The following is an 18,822-nucleotide window of genomic DNA, read 5'->3' as shown; positions in this document are numbered from 1 at the left end:
ATTCGAGATTTAATAATGAGTTTAAAAGCACAGATTGATGCCTATAACGTGCAAAAAGAAGCGAAGCTACCTAGCGATGTATTAGCCCTTATGGCGCAGACAAATGAAGAGCTCATTGCTCAGCATATAAAAGATAATGCGCTACAGGTAGGCGCTAAAGTAAGCAATTTCAGCTTAAACAATCATAGCGCTGAGCAAGTTGAGCTCGCTGATTTATTAAATAATGGCCCGGTAATAATTAGCTTTTACCGTGGTAACTGGTGTCCATATTGTAATTTAGAGCTAAAAGCACTTAATGATCACTTACCCGAATTTAAAACGCACAATGCGCAGTTAGTTGCGATATCGCCACAATTACCCGACGAGACGTTATCTAGCGCACAAAAAAATGCCCTTGAATTCGATGTGCTTTCAGATATTAATAACAGGGTGGCCGAGCAATTTGGTTTACTGTTTACTTTAGATGAACGTATTGTGGCGCTTTATAGCCAGTTTGGTATTGATTTTGAAAAGTACTACGGCAATAAAAGTTATAAATTACCTTTACCAGCAACCTATATAATTAACCAAAAAGGCATAATTACGTATGCCTTTTTAAACGAAGACTATACCCTACGCGCAGAGCCTACTGATGTATTGGCCGCCCTTGAATCGGAGCAACACTAATGTCTATTTTAAAATCGTTAAAAACCCTTACCTTATCACTACTTGTTGGTACTAGCCTTGCCTCTGGCTACGCTATGGCAGAGGAGCCACAGGCACAAGCGAAACCTAAAGTACTTATTTTTGATGTAAACGAAACCTTGTTAGATTTAACCTCCATGCGCACCTCTATTGGTAAAGCGCTTGGCGGGCGTGAGGATTTATTACCACTTTGGTTTTCGACCATGTTGCATCATTCACTCGTTGATACTGTAAGTGGCAATTACCACGATTTTGGTCAAATTGGCGTTGCATCGCTGCGCATGGTTGCCAAAAATAACAACATAGCCATTACTAATGAACAAGCAAAAACAGCCATTGTCACCCCGCTTTTAACCCTACCTCCTCACAAAGATGTGAAAGAAGGACTGGCAAAACTCAAAGCACAGGGCTATAAGTTAGTAAGTCTGACAAATTCTTCAAACAAAGGTGTTAAAGCCCAGTTTGAGAGCGCTGGATTAATGTCGTTCTTTGATGCGCGTTACAGCATTGAAGATATTAAAATTTATAAACCAGACTTACGTGCCTATGAGTGGGTGCTAACAAAATTAAATGTAAAAGCAAATGAAGCAATGATGGTAGCGGCGCACGGTTGGGATGTAGCAGGTGCTAAAGAAGCCGGGTTACAAACAACCTTTATCGCCCGCCCAGGTAAAACACTTTACCCACTGGCAAAAAAACCAGACCACGTTGTGAAAGATTTACATGAATTAGCCGCTCTACTTAAATAAGCACTCCCAGCGCTAATTAATCAATACCCAAGCGGCCGATGTTAGGATGACATTGGCCGCTTTTTTATTAGGGCGTGTTGATTTTTAATAGTTGAATTTGCAGCAGTGTGTTTGGTTTTTAGGCAAGGCAGAGCCTATGAAGTGTGGTTATTCCATATAAATAGGCGAAACGCAGGAGCTGTTATCGTGCCCACGAGGTTACAAACCTCACGCTGCGATTTAAACGCCCTAGATTGAACAAATTTCAATCCGCAAAGTTCAACACGCCCTAATTAACATTCTTAAAAACTGGCTTATAAACAAACCATTTAGCATTTTTATCTGCTAGCAATTTACTCCCCACAACGCTACTATTTAATGAATACGCAGTGGAGATAATTATGAACAGTCAAAGATTAAGCGAATTTGAAGAATACTTTCAAATAAATGAAAGCATTCGAGTAAACTTATTTGCTGTAGAAAATCAGTTAGTGCCGCAATCTCAACTCGCGCTTGAAGACGACATACCTCCTCTATTTAAGCTAGCTAACGAAGTCAGTGAGCTTGAACAGGCCTCTTTAAGACCCCTTAGAAACCTGGGCGATTTAGCACAAGAGCTGGCGGCTTTTTTACAAGCACAGTCGCGTAAAATTGATTTAATAATGAGCCACATTTTAGCCTCAGAGCAAGCTCAAGATAACGCCATACAGTGCGATAGCTACGGCGGAGGCGGCATTCGCTTTACTTCGCCTGATGTATACGCAATAGGCCAAGCATTTAGAACAAAGCTATTTTTGCACCACGAAGCCTCAGCCGTTTACTGTTATACAGAAGTTGTAGCCGTTGAAAAACAAGACAGCGAACACTACCAATACACATTACTGTTTACTGCAATAAGAACCACAGACCAAGAATTAGTTGTCAGAGCCAGCTTACATGCACAAACACGCCAGCTAAAAAAACGCCAAGAACTCGAGCAAATTGACGATGATTCTAGCGGCGATAAATAGCTGACATATGCATGTAAAATGCTAAACTAGCGCCACCGTAATTTGTATCAAAACTTCATGAACTTTAGACTTTTACCTGAATGGGCTGAGCAAGACGCCGTTATGCTTACTTGGCCCCATGCACAGACCGACTGGGCTGATACGCTTGAACGCGTAGAGCCTGTTTATGTTGAGCTTGCAACACATATCACAGCCGTGCAGCAGCTTGTTATTGTTGCCCATAACACGGCGCTTAAAAGCCACATTACTGCCTTGCTAACAAAAGCGAATATAAACTTAAGCCAAGTGCACTTTGTTGTTACACCAACAAACGATACCTGGGCACGCGATCACGGCCCTATTACCTGCGCAAATATTGACGACGCTCGCCAACTTAAAATTTACGACTTTATCTTTAATGGCTGGGGTAATAAGTTCGAAAGTGCCCTCGATAATAAAATTAACGCAGTACTGGTAAACCAGCTAAGTAACCCAAACACTGATTACCAAGCCCTGAATGTGGTACTTGAAGGTGGCGGCATTGAAATTAACGAACACGGTGTGTTGCTTACAACCAGCGAATGTTTACTGAATAAAAATCGCAACCCCGATTTATCATCAGGCGATATTGAGTCAATTTTAACAACACATTTAGGCGCAACTGACTTTTTATGGGTAGATCATGGCTACCTAGCCGGTGACGATACCGACAGCCATATCGATACACTGGTACGTTTTGCCCCCAATAATACACTTGTGTATGTTAAGTGCGATACTAAAGAAGATGAGCACTTTAACGCATTAGATGCGATGGAAAAGCAGCTGCAAAGCTTTAAAACGCAAAATAATACCCCATATACGTTAATTGATTTGCCGTGGCCAAAACCAGTGTTTGATGATGACAACACCCGTTTACCGGCAACGTACGCAAACTACTTGATTATCAACAATACGGTTTTAGTCCCGACGTATAACGATGACAACGACGCACTGGCGCTAGCGCAAGTTCAAAAAGCGTACCCAACGCACACTATTATTGGCGTTAATTGCCTACCTATTATTGAACAATTTGGTAGTTTACATTGCATTACCATGCAATTACCTCGTGGATTTTTAGCTGGAGCAGCACAATGACAAGCCCTGCAAAATTAACCGTTGCCTTAGTGCAACAAACTAACAGTGATAACGCCTGCCAAAATATGGCAAAGTCGATTGCTGGCATTCGTGATGCTGCTAAACAAGGCGCACAGCTTGTGGTTTTGCAAGAGCTGCATCGTAGTCTGTATTTTTGCCAAACAGAAGATGTGGATGTATTTGACTTAGCCGAAACAATTCCGGGCCCAAGCACAAATACACTGGGCGAGCTTGCTAAAGAGCTAGGCATCGTTATTGTGGCTTCACTGTTTGAAAAACGTGCCACCGGGCTTTATCACAATACCGCGGTGGTACTTGAAAAAGACGGCACCATTGCGGGTAAATACCGTAAAATGCACATTCCTGATGACCCTGGCTTTTACGAAAAATTTTACTTTACCCCAGGTGATTTAGGCTTTGAGCCAATTCAAACCTCAGTAGGTAAATTAGGTGTTTTAGTATGCTGGGATCAATGGTTCCCTGAAGCGGCCCGTTTAATGGCCATGGCTGGCGCAGAAGTACTAATTTACCCAACCGCAATAGGCTGGGACCCACGTGATGATAACGCAGAGCAAACACGCCAAAAAGACGCATGGGTAATAAGCCAGCGTGCGCATGCGGTTGCGAACGGCGTCCCCGTTATTAGCTGTAACCGTGTAGGGCACGAAAACGACCCTAGCGGACAAAGCGAAGGTATACAATTTTGGGGTAACTCGTTTATTGCAGGCCCACAGGGCGAAATGCTCTCAGAGGCGAACAATACCGATGAGCAAATTTTAGTAGTAGAACTTGATCAAAAAGCCTCTGAAAACGTAAGACGTATATGGCCGTACTTACGCGACCGCAGAATTGATCACTATCAAGACTTAACAAAAATTTACCGAGACTAAATAACTGCATGGCGTTTGCGAGCAAACGCCAACTAAAAAATGGAGCACTAAATGGCGTTTGAGCAATGGGCAGCCTTGCCGTGGGTAAAATCTCAAAAAGATAAAATTCAATGGGGGCAGCTAACTGGCAGTGCACTAAGTATAGCCATTGCAGAAGGTGTAAAACAGCAAAACGATTTAGTGCTTATAGTTACGCCTGATACGCCAAGCGCATTACGGCTTGAAACCGAGCTCGAATACTTATTGCCAGATAACCCGGTAATGGTATTTCCTGATTGGGAAACCTTGCCGTATGACCATTTTTCTCCGCACCAAGATATTATTTCAGCGCGCTTAGCCACTTTAAACACTTTAAAAAACGAGCAGCAAAGCGTACTTATAGTGCCTGTATCTACGTTAATGCTACGTACTGCGCCTGCTTCGTTTATTTATGGCTCTACCCTTAATTTTAAAGTAGGCGATAAGCTCGACACCCATAACCTGCGCAGTAATTTAGAACAAGCAGGATATTTAAACGTACAACAGGTAATGGAGCACGGCGAATACGCAATACGTGGCTCTATTGTTGATTTGTACCCAATGGGCAGTGTGCACCCATTTAGGCTCGACTTTTTTGACGATGAACTCGACTCTATTCGTTTATTTGACGTAGAAACCCAGCGCTCAGATGAAAAAGTAGATAAAATTGAGTTACTTCCCGCGCATGAATTTCCAACCAACGAAGCAGACGTTGAGCGTTTTAGAATAAATTATCGCGACAAATTTGGGGCCAGCTCAGAGCAAGACTCTGTTTACATGCAAGTAAGCAAAGGTACTTGGCCTGCCGGTATTGAATACTACATGCCGCTGTTTTTTGAAAAGCTTGCCACCATTTTTGATTACTTGCCAAACACCACTACGGTTATGCAACTAGGTGACTTAGAACACGCCGCAGATACCTTTTGGCACGATGTAAACGTACGCTACGAAAACCGAAAAGTAGATCCCCTGCGTCCACTACTGGCGCCCAGCGAGTTGTATCAACCTATTAATGAGTTGTTTTCTAATTTAGGTGAGTTTTCACGAATACGCTTATCGCAAGCTAAATTACCCACTAAAGCAGGCAATAAAAACTTAAATGTGAGCGAGCTGCCCACAGTAAGAATCGATCATAAACAACACGAACCCTACGGCGCATTTATTAACTATGTGGCAGAACAAAAAAAGAAAAAAAGCCGTATTTTATTAAGTGTTGAGTCTGATGGTCGCCGCGAGTCTTTATTAAGCGTGCTTAAGCCAAGCGGCTTAAAGTTTAAAGAATTTGAAAGCTTACAGCAATTTACACAAAGCCAAAGCGATGTAGGCTTAATTGTAAGCCCTCTTGAGCAAAGTGTTGTACTGGGCACAAAACCTAGCCTTTCTATTATTACCGAGCAAGAGCTGTTAGGTATTAAGGTGTCGCAACGCAGACGCCGTAAACATAAATACGAAGCAAGCCAAGATGCGTTAATTCGCAACTTAGCCGAGCTTAAAGAGGGCCAGCCAATTGTGCACCTTGACCACGGTGTTGGGCGCTATCAAGGCCTACAAACAATTGACGCAGCAGGTGTAATCACTGAGTTTGTTACCATTACTTATGCCGGTGAAGCAAAACTGTATGTGCCGGTATCGGCACTGCATATGCTAAGCCGTTATTCCGGCGGTGAAGAAGCAAGCGCCCCGCTTCACAAACTTGGCTCGGATGCCTGGGAGAAAGCCAAAAAGCGTGCCGCCGAAAAAGTACGTGATGTAGCCGCGGAGCTGTTAGATATTTACGCACAGCGCCAAGCAAAACCAGGTAATAAATTTGCACTCGATGGGCAAAGCTATCGCCAATTTAGCGACAGCTTTCCATTTGAAGAAACTGACGATCAGCGTAATGCTATTGAAGCCGTACTTGGTGATATGCAATCAAAACTTGCTATGGACCGTTTAGTGTGTGGTGATGTAGGCTTTGGTAAAACAGAAGTGGCTATGCGCGCCGCGTTTGTAGCGGTTAACGATAACAAACAAGTAGCCGTGTTAGTACCAACCACCCTGCTGGCTCAGCAACATTATGAAAACTTTAAAGACCGCTTTGCCGATTTCCCTATCGAAGTGGGAGTGTTGTCTCGCTTTAATTCAACTAAAGAGCAAAAAGACACGCTTGAAAAAATGGCAGACGGTAAACTTGATATCGTTATTGGAACACATAAGTTAATTCAGCAAGATATTAAATTTAACGACTTAGGTTTACTAATTGTTGATGAAGAGCACCGCTTTGGTGTGCGCCAAAAAGAAAAAATAAAGTCATTACGTGCTGATGTAGATATATTAACGCTTACTGCAACGCCTATTCCGCGTACTTTAAATATGGCGATGAGCGGCATGCGTGATTTATCAATTATTGCCACCCCACCTGCTAAGCGTTTAGCAGTTAAAACCTTTGTACGCCAACGCGACAGCGACTTAATACGCGAAGCCATACTGCGTGAAATTAAACGCGGCGGCCAAGTGTACTTTTTGCATAACAATGTTGAGACTATTGAGCGAGTCTCACAAGAGATCAGCGAATCGGTACCAGAGGCTAGTGTCACCTCTGCTCATGGGCAAATGCGCGAGCAAGAGCTTGAGCAAATAATGACAGACTTTTATCATCAAAAATACAATGTACTGGTATGTACCACCATTATCGAAACCGGTATTGATGTGCCTACTGCTAATACTATTATTATGGACAGAGCCGATAAACTTGGCCTTGCGCAATTACACCAATTACGCGGCCGTGTTGGGCGAAGCCACCACCAAGCGTATGCTTATTTATTAACAGGCGATGCTAAAGCACTTTCTAAAGATGCCACCAAACGCTTACAAGCAATTGAGTCGTTGGAAGATTTAGGCGCAGGTTTTGCCCTTGCTACACATGATTTAGAAATACGTGGTGCGGGTGAGCTATTAGGCGACGATCAATCAGGGCAAATGCAAACTATTGGCTTTAGCTTGTATATGGAAATGCTAGAGCAAGCGGTTAATGCCCTTAAAAATGGTAAAGAGCCAACGCTTGAAAATCTGCTTCAGCAGCAAACTGAAGTTGATTTAAAACTCCCTGCCTTACTACCTGATGATTACATACACGATGTTAATGCGCGTTTAGGTATGTACAAGCGCATTGCAAGTTGTGCTAACCTTGCCGATATGGACGAATTACAAGTAGAGCTAATAGACCGCTTTGGTTTATTACCTGATGCCACTAAAAACCTATTTAGTATGCAGCAACTAAAAATGCGTGCTAGCGATTTAGGAATTACAAAAATAGAGGCAAACCCTAAAGGGGGCTACTTTGAATTTAGCCAAAATACGAAGGTTAATCCTAGCTTCATCATAGGCTTGATACAAAGTGCACCCCATGTGTACAAAATGGATGGCGCAAATAAATTGCGCTTTGCGATTAATGAGGTAAACCCTCGTGAACGCTTAAAAATGGTCACTGCAATGATTGCAGATTTCGAAAAAAAGGTTAGCCATTAATGTTGCTAAAAAAATCGCTTATCGTGTTATGTTGCTTATTTAGCAGCACCGCATTTGCAGAACGTTGGTTTGAAGTAGAAGTGCTGGTATTTAAACAGCGCCCTGCCCCCTATTTACAAGAAGACTTTAGCTTAAAGCACGAGCCCATTAAGGCGAAAAATACGTTAGAGCTACTCACCCCTTTATACACAGAGCAAGCTATGCAGGCATGTATAGATGGCGATAGTCGCTTTCAAAAACGCTCGTTTACCGATTCTTTAGTTAATGCTAACCCACAATCGGGTGTGTGTGATAACAGTATCGACTTTATGAAAAGTTACGACGAGTTGCCCGTTACGCCATTAGCACCGGCACAAGATACAATGGATGAGCCCTACTTACTCGCACCTGAGCAATTACAATTTACTGCCCAGCGCCGCGCTTTAGACAGAAAAGGTTTAGCCCCGCTACTACATACCGGCTGGCGCTTTGAAGGGGCAAGTAAATCGCGTGCGCCAAGCATACATTTAATTTCTGGTGATCATATAAAACGCGACGTTAACACTACGCCTAATTATTCAAATCCCGACTTTATTAGCCTAGTACAAAGTAAGCCACAGCTATTTAATACCTCAGAGCAGCCCCTAAGCTATTGGGAGCTAGATGGTTTATTTAAAATACATTTACGCCACTACCTGTACATAACCGCTGATTTTGACGTAAACGAAAAACTACCTAATGGGGATATAGAATCGGCCCGCTTTTCACAATTTAAACGTGTAATTAGTGGTGAAATCCATTACTTTGATCATCCTCGTATGGGCATGATTGTACAAATACGAAAGTATAAACACTAAATCAATAGGACATAACAATGAAAAAACTCCTGATCATCGCAGCAACGCTAAGCCTGGCAGCTTGTTCAAAAGTAAGCCTAGAAAACTACGAAAAAATTGAAGTTGGCATGGATAAAGCCGAAGTAGAAGCTATTTTAGGCTCTGCTGATAACTGCGTAGAAAAAACCCTACATACTAATTGTGTATGGGGTGATGAGTCTAAAAACATTGAAATAACACTCGTTTCAGACAAGGTAACTATTTATTCTAAGCACGGTATTACACAGTAATACTGCGTTAAATTAGGTAAATTTACATGACACTAAGGGATAGCCGTTGCTATCCCTTTTTTATTTTCTATTTTTTAGAGTAAATAAGTTCAATATTAACTATTTTACTGCGATTAAGGGTTATTTTGTAACGCTGGTATAAAGTTCTTTCCTCGTCTTTTAATACCATCACCAAATTTAACTGGTAGCGCCTTTCAACCGCTTGCTTTGATATTTTATTACCATCTAAATGATACAGCTTGCCCTCGCCGCGTTTTAAATACCGTGCAAAAGGCGCCAAATTAAAACGCATACTTTGCTGTAGAGTATCGTAGCCTGGTAAAAACTCTTTGGCAGAAACACGTGTTTCACTGGCAAAATGCAGCCACTGCGCGGCTAGCTTGTTTTGCTGACGCCTTTTTGAAAATATTGTTTTTACTTCACTAGGGATTTTTTTAAAACGCATATACTCAAGCCACACAAACTGACTTGCAACGCGGTCTTTAGTGATGCTGTTTTTAAATACAAACCGCCATTTAGGACGCCCCCGCACAATAGCGCGCCAAATTACCCGCGTAATGTCTTCTTTAAATATTTCACGCAAGCCGTAAATAACCCCTAATATTAAAATAAGGGTAGCGGTAACTTCGGTAAAGGTTGAGCGCGCGTTAAGTATAACCACCATTACAAATGCCATAATGACAGCTGTAACCGTGCCTTTTACTAAACGCTTTAAGTAACTATTTAAATAACGCGTATTGCGATGCAAAATAACGCCGTGCTCTATAAGGCGCTGCAGTAAACGCATTTTATTTGTAATGCGGTTACCATCTTGCAACGTGGTTTCTGAGTTGTAATTTTGCTCAAACCGGTATGTATTTTCGTTTTTACAAAATTGCAGTAAGTCGTTGCGCTCTTTCGCAAAGTCACTGCTGCGCGGGCCTTCATCTAATAGCTTTAAAAACGACTGCTCAACATGCCAACTTAAATAGTTATCGGCATTGGTGTAAAACGGCACCAGCTTTTCATCATCGGGGGTATATCTGCGCAGCTTTTTTAGCAGCCCTTCACTTTGCTCAAACAGCTCTTGTGCACGGGCATAAAAAGCATCCACTTCTTGAATTTTTAATGCATCTTTAATATCAGCATCGAGCGCTAAACGCACCTGATAACAGTACAAATTAAGGTTTTGGCGGTAATCTTGTTGCTCACCTTTATTTTTACTAACAAAGCGGCTACGCACTAAGGGTAAGTGTATGTTTTTAGCGTTATAAGCTAAGTGCGATTTAAAGTGGTTATTAAAATAAGATTCTTCACTGAGGGTTTGCACGTTTATACCCATTTCATTGGGGATAGAAAAATACAGGTCGATACGCTGCTCAGAGCGAGGGGATAACTCTGGTTCTATGACAAAAGATAAATTTTCGTCTTGTTTTATCAAACAACTCTCCTTTTATTGAGTGTATAAGTGTACTGGTCTCCTTAATTTTGTTCAATAAAAAAGGCCCAGTAAACACTGAGCCTTAATACGATTAATGTGCTAATTAAAACTTAACGTTTACACCAGCAAATACACGGCGACCTAGTACATCGTATGTGTACGGGTCAGTGTTAGAATCGTTGTTACCTGTGTAGTAAGGTGGTTGCTTATCAAATAAGTTGTTAACACCTGCTGTTACTGACACAGTCTCGTTAAAGATGTAAGCACCGCTTATATCATGGTATACAACTGAAGGCGTTGTAGGCGCATAACATGATGACTCATCACCTTGACAGCTGTAGCTATCCATTCCTGCAATGTAGCGTGCTTTGTAGTTTGCGTTCCAAGCGTCGCCTTTCACAGTTAGTTCAAAGTTAGCTTTAACATCTGCATAACCACCGATACCAGAAGTAATTAAACCAGCGTAATCAATGCTTGATTCAACAACATCTACTAGGTACTCGTCTAGGTAAGTAACATCTAGTGATGTATTCCACGCAAGACCAGCTGCATCAAATGTGTAGTTTAAGTTTAAGTCGTAGCCTTTAGTTTGCTCGTAACCTACGTTTTGTAGTTGGTTATTAAAAGCAATACGGCCAGTGCTTTGGTTAAACGATACCGCAGCAGAGCTACATAACGCAGTACTTTGGTTAGCTAATGAACCATCTGTTGCTAAACAAGAGTCAACAATGTATTGGTTGTTAACTGTCGCAATTGCGTTTTCAATTTCAATGTCGTAGTAATCTAACGTCATTGAGAAACCTTCAAACCACTCTGGCTCGTACACAATACCCGCTGTTAGCGTATCAGCTTCTTCAGGCGTTAATTGGTCATTACCACCAACAGTTACTTCTGCTTGGTCTTGTGCACCAGGGAAGCTAACTTGTTCAAACGAAGGTGAATTACCTGAGTATAGCTCAGCTACTGTAGGCGCACGGAATGCTGTAGAGCGAACACCACGTAGCATTACTTCGTCGTTTACACGCCAAGTTAAACCAAGTTTCCATGTTTCGTCAGAACCAAAGGTGCTGTAATCGAAAGCACGGATTGCAGTGCTTAGTTCAACGTTTTGCGCTAAGAACGCATCGCTAACTAAAGGAATTGCAAGCTCTAAGTACGCTTCGTTTACGTCAAAACGACCGCTTGTTGGCTCAACACGTGGGTCGTTTGCAAGACCTTGTGATGTGATTGAATCTGGGATGTACCATGCTTTTTCTTCACGGCGCTCAACACCAGCAGCAAAGCCTACGTAACCTGCAGGAAGTTCCATTACTTCACCAGCTAATGATGCAGTGAACATTAGTAATTGGCTACCACCTGAGTTTTGCTCAGTGTAAACGTAGTCACTTAAGTTCTCAGCAGACCAAGAAGATTGCATAAGTGGGTTAAAGTCACCCGCTTCGATTGCATCTTGGATAGAGCCCATGTTGTGAAGGTTGCTTAAACGGTCAACTGAATCGTTACGACCAAAAATTACAGACACATCCCAATCGTAACCACTGTCAAGGTAACCTGCAGCCCCTACTACAGTACGTACAGTGTCAACAACTTGTGAGAAATCACGAGTACCTGTGTCTGTCATACGACGACCGTAAGAAACTTCATCACCGTAGTTAATATTGTGGCTTGTTAGTGAATCGCCCATATCTTCAGTGTAATCAAAGTCAAACCATACTGGCTGTGGCGCCATTTGTTGCTCTGACCAACGCTTAGAGTATGTGAATTCTGAGTATAAACGCGTGTCATCTGTTAAATCGAAGCTACCAATACCTGTAAGGTTTAAACGACGCATAGGCGTGTATAGGTAGCTGTCTGATGAGTAGTTGTAAGCATCATCAGAACCAAAGTCATGCCAACCGTTGTCTGCTTGACCTTGTAGTGATTCATCACCTGACCATACGTGGCCATTTGGCGTGTATGAAGAACCAGAACAGTAAGGTGCACTGCCGTCGCCATCTTCTGTTAATGGACAATCAGAGAAGCTACGATCTGCTTGAGATGCGTCACCACGGTCAGTGTACTGAAGACCAATTACAACGTTACCACGACCAAAGCTACCACCCATAGTGATATCGAAAGACGTTTCATCAGCATCACCTTCTGTAGTGATTGCAGATTTAACATTTAAGTCTAAACCTTCAAAGTCATCTTTTAAGATGATGTTTACAACACCTGCTACCGCATCAGTACCGTATACTGCAGATGCACCATCTTTAAGTACTTCAATGTGCTTGATCATTGAAACAGGAATAGTGTTTAAATCAACAGTAGAGGCAGCACCTGTGCCTGAGTTGATCATACGGCGGCCATTTACAAGTACTAGTGTACGTTGTGAACCTAAACCACGTAAATCGATAGAAGCATTACCACCAGAACCATTATTGATACCTGGGTTGGTCATTGCACCACCAGTAGCAGTCATTTTTTGTAATACGGCATCAACCGAAACTGCGCCGGTTGCAGCAATGTCATCTGCACCGATTAAAGTAACTGGGCTAGCGGTTTCCATATCTGCGCGCTTAATGCGAGAACCCGTTACTTGAATTTTTTCAATAGCGTTTGCGCCATCTTCGGCCGCTACTACTTGCATACTTGAGAACATTGGGATTGCTGCGATTACAGCTAAACCAAGAGTTGATTTTTTCATGAATAAACCCTACTTGTTGGAAATTTACCTTGATTGGTAATGCTCACTTTTTATAAGAATTGTGAGTCAGGGGGGCAACTTAGGCTGAGTTAACTGAACAAAAACTTAATGGGTGATTGCTATATATACAACACCAAAAAAGAATAACCAAAAAAGGTACAAAGGTTATAACTTGTTGCAGTGTTAACTAAAAAAAACAACTAAAAATCATAGACATGCAACAAAAAGAAAGCAATTAAAACACACCTGAAATCAAAGTTATGCAGATTGTAATCAAATGTAATTAGTGGATAAATATACCCTTTTTAGAAAAATTAACATATTAATCACAGCGCATTAGTAAAACCGTAAAGCTGTAATAAAATTAATAACCATAAATATGCAGATTTACCGCTTAAATAGTCTTATTAAGCTATTTATTTCGTTTTTTGGGTAATGTTTTTTGTTCAGCGAGACTTCAACGTTTGCTCGGATCGGGAGGCGTTATTTAATTTAGCAAATCATTAGAGGGTCTTAATTTGAGGGCGTTTAGCTTGATTAAAACAGTTATCATGAAAGTAAGCAGGATTTACTTTTTTACATACTCGGTAATGCAAGCAAGACGCTTTTACTATAAACAACTAAAATACACCCTATTGGCTTAAGGCAATTCACTCTATAACAAGAACGAGTAAGCACACCAACATAAAACAGATGAGAATGAAAAAAAGGTTACGGCATACAAGGCAGCAAAGAGGTTTAAATGTGTGTTAGTGCTTTAAATACAATTTTATACACTTGCTATTGCAGCGCTACATATATAAGACGTACCGCTAAATAGTAATGCCTTATTATAGGAATAGCTTATTATAGTAATACCTAATTAATAGCTGACTTTTGTTATGCGCCAGCTAAAAAAATGATTGGCATGAAAAGGTTTCTTAATATGTTACGTAAAAATTATAAAAGTGAGTGATTTGCTCACCAGTTTGAACATTGCTTAAATTAAGCACCAGTTGCCATAGCATATTTTTCTCAGAGCATATGCCCACCATAGTGTCACTTTTATAAATAGTTGCTTCTTTAGTGAACTTTTGCGGAATAAAACCCATATACATGGTTATACTTTCAAGCTTAGCGTTATCTATTTTTAGGTGGGCGGGTAAATCAAGGTAAATACTAAAGGGGGTTTCGGGGGTAATGTTTTTATCACTTAACCATACTTTAACACCGGTATTATAAATACAGCGCTGATTCGTGTCGCAATTTGTTTTTAACAGTGCTTTTTGATCTTTTTGGTTGGCATTGTCACAGCCTGTTAATACAAAAAACAGCATTAAAAACAAAGATAATCTATATATATGCATAACAAATCCGCGCTAAATAAAAACAAATCTTAATTAGCATGCTTTGAAATAACAATAGCCAGTGTGATGTTTGGTTAATATAGGTACAATCTGTATCAAAAAATAAACAACAAACTCACAAACTTTGATTGATGTCATAATTTTATGTAATTGACCTATCTTTTTTAGGCCAAAAAATTTATCATTTCACCCGCAAAAAATAAGGGTTTCTCGAGTTTGTTTTCTGAAGCATTCAGGCTTTGAACGTTTTAGGTAATACGCTTGGGGAAAATAGTAGGCCCCACTTTAAACGGTGGGTAATTCATTTCTAAACGCATTTATTGCAGCGGAAGCCAGAAAATGAGCCAAACAGTAGCATCACAAACTGAGTATAACTATAAAGTTGTACGCCAATTCGCTATTATGACAGTGATTTGGGGCATCGTTGGCATGAGTATTGGGGTTCTGATTGCTGCCCAATTAGCTTGGCCAGCACTTAACTTTGATACACCATGGTTAACATACTCTCGACTACGTCCGTTACACACGAACGCAGTAATTTTCGCATTTGGTACCAGTGCACTTTTTGCGACGTCTTATTACGTCGTTCAACGTACTTGTCAAACGCGCCTTTTCTCAGACAAACTCGCCGCTTTCTCTTTTTGGGGTTGGCAGCTTGTTATTGTATTAGCCGTAATTACATTACCACTGGGTATTACTAGCTCTAAAGAATATGCAGAGCTTGAGTGGCCAATCGATATTTTAATCGCGGTAGTATGGATAGTTTACGCAGTCGTATTTTTTGGTACGCTGATCAAACGTAAAGTATCGCACATCTACGTTGCTAACTGGTTTTACGCTGGCTTTATTATTACTGTTGCAGTGCTACACATTGTAAACAGCATGGCAGTACCTGTGTCGTTAACTAAATCATACTCAATCTACGCAGGTGCGGTAGATGCAATGGTTCAGTGGTGGTACGGTCACAACGCTGTAGGTTTCCTACTAACGGCTGGTTTCTTAGGTATGATGTACTACTTTGTACCAAAGCAAGCAGGTCGCCCAGTTTACTCTTACCGTTTATCGGTAGTTCACTTTTGGGCACTTATTTCACTTTACATTTGGGCAGGTCCTCACCACCTTCACTACACTGCGCTTCCTGATTGGACGCAAAGTTTAGGTATGGTTATGTCTATTATCCTATTTGTACCGTCTTGGGGTGGTATGATTAACGGTATAATGACGCTTTCTGGCGCTTGGCATAAGCTACGTACTGACCCAGTACTGCGTTTCTTAGTTGTTTCATTGTCTTTCTACGGTATGTCTACGTTTGAAGGCCCAATGATGGCAATTAAATCTGTAAATGCATTATCTCACTACACAGATTGGACTATTGGCCACGTACACTCAGGTGCACTAGGTTGGGTTGCGATGATTTCAATTGGTGCTATTTACCATCTTATCCCTGCGTTATTCGCACAAGGTCGTATGTACAGCGTTAAATTGGTTAACACGCACTTTTGGTTACACACAGTAGGTGTTGTACTTTACATTGTTGCAATGTGGATCTCAGGTGTTATGCAAGGTCTAATGTGGCGCGCAGTTAACTCTGACGGTACATTAATGTACAGCTTTGTTCAGTCTTTAGAAGCATCACATCCTTTCTATATTATGCGCTTTGTAGGCGGTGTATTCATCGTTACAGGTATGTTAGTTATGGCTTACAACGTTCTGCGTACAATTTCAGCTGAGAAAGAATCACTGAAGTTAGACGCGCAAGCACAATTAGCATAACGGAGTGAGATGATGAGCAATAAAAATTCACAAAATAAACATGAAATAGTAGAAAAGAACGTTGGCCTAATGGCTATTCTGACTGTTTTTGCTATTAGTTTTGGTGCATTAGTTGAAATTACTCCGCTAATGTTCCAAGACGATACAACAAAACCTGTAGAAGGTTTGCGCCCACTTAACGCGCTTGAAATGGAAGGTCGTGACATTTATGTACGTGAAGGTTGTTATAACTGTCACTCACAAATGATTCGTCCTTTTCGTGATGAAGTTGAGCGTTACGGTCACTACTCTGTAGCGGGCGAATCAGTATGGGATCACCCTTTCCAATGGGGTTCTAAACGTACTGGTCCTGACCTTGCACGTGTAGGTAACCGTTACTCGGACGATTGGCATTATGCACACTTAGTTGATCCACGCGCCGTGGTTCCTGAGTCGAACATGCCAGGTTTTCCTTGGTTAGCAGAGACTAAGGTTGATACCAGCCTGACTCTGAAAAAACTACAAATTTTCCGTGATACTTTTGCTATTAACCCAGAAAACCCTAAACACCCGGGTTTAGGTTATGGCAGCGACGAAGAGCTACAAGCAGATGTTGATAAAGTTAACGCTATGAATAACGGCGAAGGCGCAACAGAAATGCAAGCCCTAATCGCGTATTTACAGCAACTTGGCACCCACTTGAAGTAATTATTATGGATTACGGAACATACAGAGGCATTTTGACTCTGGTAATTTTAGTATTGTTTATTGTGATTGTTGTATGGGCATACAGCAAGCGTAGCAAAAATCGTTTTGATGACGCTGCTAATGCCATTTTCGAAGATGAAAAAAAACATAACAACACACTCTCTAACGAGGAAAAGGAGTCTGAAAAATGACTAGCTTTTGGAGTATTTGGGTTATTGTATTAACCCTAGCCTGCTTAATCATCATTTTTAGCTTATTAGTTTGGAACCTTAAAAACTATGCGGGCGTAAAAGAAGGTGAAGACTGCGGACATGAATATGACGGCATTACCGAACTAAATAATCCACTCCCAAAATGGTGGACGTACATGTTCTTCGCAACATTTATTTGGTCGGTATATTACTTAGCAGCTTATCCAGGTTTAGGTAACTGGGAAGGTTTAGGTAAATGGACAAGCTCTAACCAAGGTATTACCTCTTTAGCTGAATCTAAAGAAGCCACGGCTAAAGCAAAAGAAGAAGGCCGCTATGTAAAGCTTGATAAAGAATACGAAGCAGCACAAGAGCGCTTTGGTCCTATTTTTAACAAGCTTGCACAAGTACCAGTATTAGATTTAGTTAACTCTAAATTTGAAGGTGATGCAGCGCAGCAAGTAGCCCTTGAAAATGGCGAAAAGCATGAACAAACAGACGGCCAGTTAGCACTTGAAATTGGTCAGCGTTTATTCTCGCAAAACTGTGCGCAATGTCATGGTTCAGATGCACGTGGTGCAACTGGCTTCCCTAACCTAACTGATAAAGATTGGTTATACGGTGGTTCACCAGACAAAATTAAAGAAACGCTTCTTTATGGTCGTGTAGCAGCAATGCCTTCTTGGAGTGCAGCACTTGGTGAGCAAGGCGTTAAAGAAATGACAGCGCACGTACTTAGCTTGTCTGGTCGTACTGTTAACCAAAAAGATGCCGCTGCAGGTGCCGCTAAGTTTGCGATGTGTGCCGCGTGTCACGGTGCAGATGGTAAAGGCTCTGTTGCACATAACTTACCGTTTGGTGCACCAAATCTTACAGATAACATTTGGTTATACGGTGGCTCTCAACGCGCTGTTGAAGAAACCCTTAACCATGGCCGCGCCGGTGTAATGCCAGCATGGAAAGATATTTTAGGTGAAGATAAAATTCACCTGTTAACTGCCTATGTTTACAGTTTATCGCAAGATAAATAAACACCGAGTTAACTATTAATTAATCTTTTTATTTCAACAGATTAATCCAGATCAAAAAAGCCTCCAGTCGGAGGCTTTTTTTTAGTCTTTTACAAATATTTGCTATAAAATAGCCCTACCTAAACTAATTTTAGAGCAACTATGCAACCTACTCCGTGGTATAAAAATTTTTGGCCTTGGTTTTTAATCTTTTTTCCGCTAGCGGCCATTATTGGGTGCATAACCTTAATTATTACTGCTGTGGGCAACGGCCCAGATATGGTGGTTGATGATTACTATAAAAAAGGCAAAGCAATAAACTTAGAACTTACTAAGTTTGAAAAAGCCAAAGCACTGTTTTTACATGGCAAGCTTAATGTTACAAACGAGCGTGCCAGTTTTGCCTTTACCAAAGGCGATTATAGTAACGTACACGCTTTAAAGCTGTCTTTTTATCATCGCACCATCAAAGCGCATGACTTTGAAGCAACGCTTACCCCTAATGCAAATAAAGAATTTACTGCCCTTTTAGATAACTACACACCAGGTGCTTACTCTGTATTTATAGAGCCGGTGGATGGTAGTTGGAAGTTAAAAGAAAACATTACTCTTCCTACAGAGCAGCCTTTGTTAGTTACCCCAAATTATAAGTAG

The 18,822-nt window shown here is 41.2% G+C and carries 16 protein-coding genes; 13 read left to right on the top strand and 3 right to left on the bottom strand.

Annotation, left to right across the window (positions count from 1 at the left end; genetic code table 11):
• Positions 1–15: 15 nt before the first annotated feature.
• The 8 genes from AN390_RS16035 (at position 16) to AN390_RS16000 (ending at position 9,055) form a co-directional block, all read left to right on the top strand.
• Positions 16–666 carry a peroxiredoxin-like family protein gene (locus tag AN390_RS16035; protein WP_055255350.1) on the top strand — a complete coding sequence of 217 codons (651 nt, stop codon included), beginning with the start codon at positions 16–18 and terminating at the stop codon, positions 664–666.
• Complete coding sequence (locus AN390_RS16030) at positions 666–1,433, top strand: haloacid dehalogenase type II (RefSeq protein ID WP_055255349.1); 768 nt, start codon at positions 666–668, stop codon at positions 1,431–1,433. The genes AN390_RS16035 and AN390_RS16030 overlap by 1 nt, the downstream gene beginning before the upstream one ends.
• 380 nt (positions 1,434–1,813) lie before the next feature.
• Entirely contained in the window at positions 1,814–2,422 is a 609-nt protein-coding gene (locus AN390_RS16025; protein WP_054982349.1) for a PilZ domain-containing protein, read from the top strand.
• A gap of 57 nt (positions 2,423–2,479) precedes the next feature.
• On the top strand, positions 2,480–3,535 hold the full coding sequence (locus AN390_RS16020) for an agmatine/peptidylarginine deiminase (protein ID WP_055255348.1): 1,056 nt from the start codon (positions 2,480–2,482) through the stop codon (positions 3,533–3,535).
• Complete coding sequence (locus AN390_RS16015) at positions 3,532–4,425, top strand: carbon-nitrogen hydrolase (RefSeq protein ID WP_004588908.1); 894 nt, start codon at positions 3,532–3,534, stop codon at positions 4,423–4,425. The genes AN390_RS16020 and AN390_RS16015 overlap by 4 nt, the downstream gene beginning before the upstream one ends.
• A 51-nt stretch (positions 4,426–4,476) precedes the next feature.
• On the top strand, positions 4,477–7,950 hold the full coding sequence (gene mfd / locus AN390_RS16010; RefSeq protein ID WP_055255347.1) for a transcription-repair coupling factor: 3,474 nt from the start codon (positions 4,477–4,479) through the stop codon (positions 7,948–7,950).
• Positions 7,950–8,786: a peptidoglycan binding protein CsiV gene (locus tag AN390_RS16005; RefSeq protein ID WP_024032592.1), complete on the top strand. Its 837-nt coding sequence runs from the start codon at positions 7,950–7,952 to the stop codon at positions 8,784–8,786. Before mfd ends, AN390_RS16005 begins: the two co-directional genes overlap by 1 nt.
• Positions 8,787–8,803: 17 nt before the next feature.
• Complete coding sequence (locus AN390_RS16000) at positions 8,804–9,055, top strand: hypothetical protein (protein ID WP_004588905.1); 252 nt, start codon at positions 8,804–8,806, stop codon at positions 9,053–9,055.
• A 67-nt stretch (positions 9,056–9,122) separates the two neighbouring features.
• Here the strand turns inward: AN390_RS16000 and AN390_RS15995 are convergent, their stop codons facing one another.
• From AN390_RS15995 to AN390_RS15985, 3 genes are all read right to left on the bottom strand, one after another.
• Complete coding sequence (locus AN390_RS15995; protein WP_024032591.1) at positions 9,123–10,475, bottom strand: hypothetical protein; 1,353 nt, start codon at positions 10,473–10,475, stop codon at positions 9,123–9,125.
• A gap of 103 nt (positions 10,476–10,578) precedes the next feature.
• The gene (locus tag AN390_RS15990; protein ID WP_055255346.1) at positions 10,579–13,161 is read right to left on the bottom strand and encodes a TonB-dependent receptor; all 2,583 of its coding nucleotides are present in this window, start codon (positions 13,159–13,161) and stop codon (positions 10,579–10,581) included.
• A gap of 920 nt (positions 13,162–14,081) precedes the next feature.
• Positions 14,082–14,507, bottom strand: a complete 426-nt coding sequence (locus tag AN390_RS15985; protein ID WP_054982344.1) for a hypothetical protein — start codon at positions 14,505–14,507, stop codon at positions 14,082–14,084.
• 339 nt (positions 14,508–14,846) lie between these two features.
• On the opposite strand from AN390_RS15985, the gene ccoN reads away from it, so the two are divergent.
• From ccoN to AN390_RS15960, 5 genes are all read left to right on the top strand, one after another.
• Entirely contained in the window at positions 14,847–16,280 is a 1,434-nt protein-coding gene (gene ccoN, locus AN390_RS15980; protein WP_004588826.1) for a cytochrome-c oxidase, cbb3-type subunit I, read from the top strand.
• Positions 16,281–16,292: 12 nt separating this feature from the next.
• The gene (gene ccoO / locus AN390_RS15975) at positions 16,293–16,967 is read left to right on the top strand and encodes a cytochrome-c oxidase, cbb3-type subunit II (RefSeq protein ID WP_004588825.1); all 675 of its coding nucleotides are present in this window, start codon (positions 16,293–16,295) and stop codon (positions 16,965–16,967) included.
• A 5-nt stretch (positions 16,968–16,972) separates the two neighbouring features.
• A complete protein-coding gene (locus AN390_RS15970) occupies positions 16,973–17,158 on the top strand; it encodes a CcoQ/FixQ family Cbb3-type cytochrome c oxidase assembly chaperone (RefSeq protein WP_004588824.1) in 186 nt (61 codons plus the stop codon).
• Complete coding sequence (ccoP, locus tag AN390_RS15965; RefSeq protein ID WP_054982343.1) at positions 17,155–18,189, top strand: cytochrome-c oxidase, cbb3-type subunit III; 1,035 nt, start codon at positions 17,155–17,157, stop codon at positions 18,187–18,189. The genes AN390_RS15970 and ccoP overlap by 4 nt, the downstream gene beginning before the upstream one ends.
• A 141-nt stretch (positions 18,190–18,330) precedes the next feature.
• Positions 18,331–18,822 (top strand): FixH family protein, encoded by a 492-nt coding sequence (locus AN390_RS15960; protein ID WP_004588822.1) that lies wholly within the window; start codon positions 18,331–18,333, stop codon positions 18,820–18,822.

Source organism: Pseudoalteromonas sp. P1-11 (genome assembly GCF_001399995.1).
Lineage (GTDB): Bacteria > Pseudomonadota > Gammaproteobacteria > Enterobacterales > Alteromonadaceae > Pseudoalteromonas > Pseudoalteromonas atlantica.
The sequence above is the reverse complement of the archived record's forward strand: the minus strand, read 5'-3'. Positions and strand labels throughout refer to the sequence as shown.

Bases quoted from the DNA above. Each gene is read 5' to 3' on its own strand.
- AN390_RS15960 (WP_004588822.1), top strand. From the start codon at position 18,331: ATGCAACCTACTCCGTGGTATAAAAATTTTTGGCCTTGGTTTTTAATC.
- AN390_RS16020 (WP_055255348.1), top strand. From the start codon at position 2,480: ATGAACTTTAGACTTTTACCTGAATGGGCTGAGCAAGACGCCGTTATG.
- AN390_RS15970 (WP_004588824.1), top strand. From the start codon at position 16,973: ATGGATTACGGAACATACAGAGGCATTTTGACTCTGGTAATTTTAGTA.
- AN390_RS16005 (WP_024032592.1), top strand. From the start codon at position 7,950: ATGTTGCTAAAAAAATCGCTTATCGTGTTATGTTGCTTATTTAGCAGC.
- ccoN (WP_004588826.1), top strand. From the start codon at position 14,847: ATGAGCCAAACAGTAGCATCACAAACTGAGTATAACTATAAAGTTGTA.
- ccoO (WP_004588825.1), top strand. From the start codon at position 16,293: ATGAGCAATAAAAATTCACAAAATAAACATGAAATAGTAGAAAAGAAC.
- AN390_RS16025 (WP_054982349.1), top strand. From the start codon at position 1,814: ATGAACAGTCAAAGATTAAGCGAATTTGAAGAATACTTTCAAATAAAT.
- AN390_RS16000 (WP_004588905.1), top strand. From the start codon at position 8,804: ATGAAAAAACTCCTGATCATCGCAGCAACGCTAAGCCTGGCAGCTTGT.
- AN390_RS15990 (WP_055255346.1), bottom strand. From the start codon at position 13,161: ATGAAAAAATCAACTCTTGGTTTAGCTGTAATCGCAGCAATCCCAATG.
- AN390_RS16035 (WP_055255350.1), top strand. From the start codon at position 16: ATGAGTTTAAAAGCACAGATTGATGCCTATAACGTGCAAAAAGAAGCG.
- mfd (WP_055255347.1), top strand. From the start codon at position 4,477: ATGGCGTTTGAGCAATGGGCAGCCTTGCCGTGGGTAAAATCTCAAAAA.
- ccoP (WP_054982343.1), top strand. From the start codon at position 17,155: ATGACTAGCTTTTGGAGTATTTGGGTTATTGTATTAACCCTAGCCTGC.
- AN390_RS15985 (WP_054982344.1), bottom strand. From the start codon at position 14,507: ATGCATATATATAGATTATCTTTGTTTTTAATGCTGTTTTTTGTATTA.
- AN390_RS16030 (WP_055255349.1), top strand. From the start codon at position 666: ATGTCTATTTTAAAATCGTTAAAAACCCTTACCTTATCACTACTTGTT.
- AN390_RS16015 (WP_004588908.1), top strand. From the start codon at position 3,532: ATGACAAGCCCTGCAAAATTAACCGTTGCCTTAGTGCAACAAACTAAC.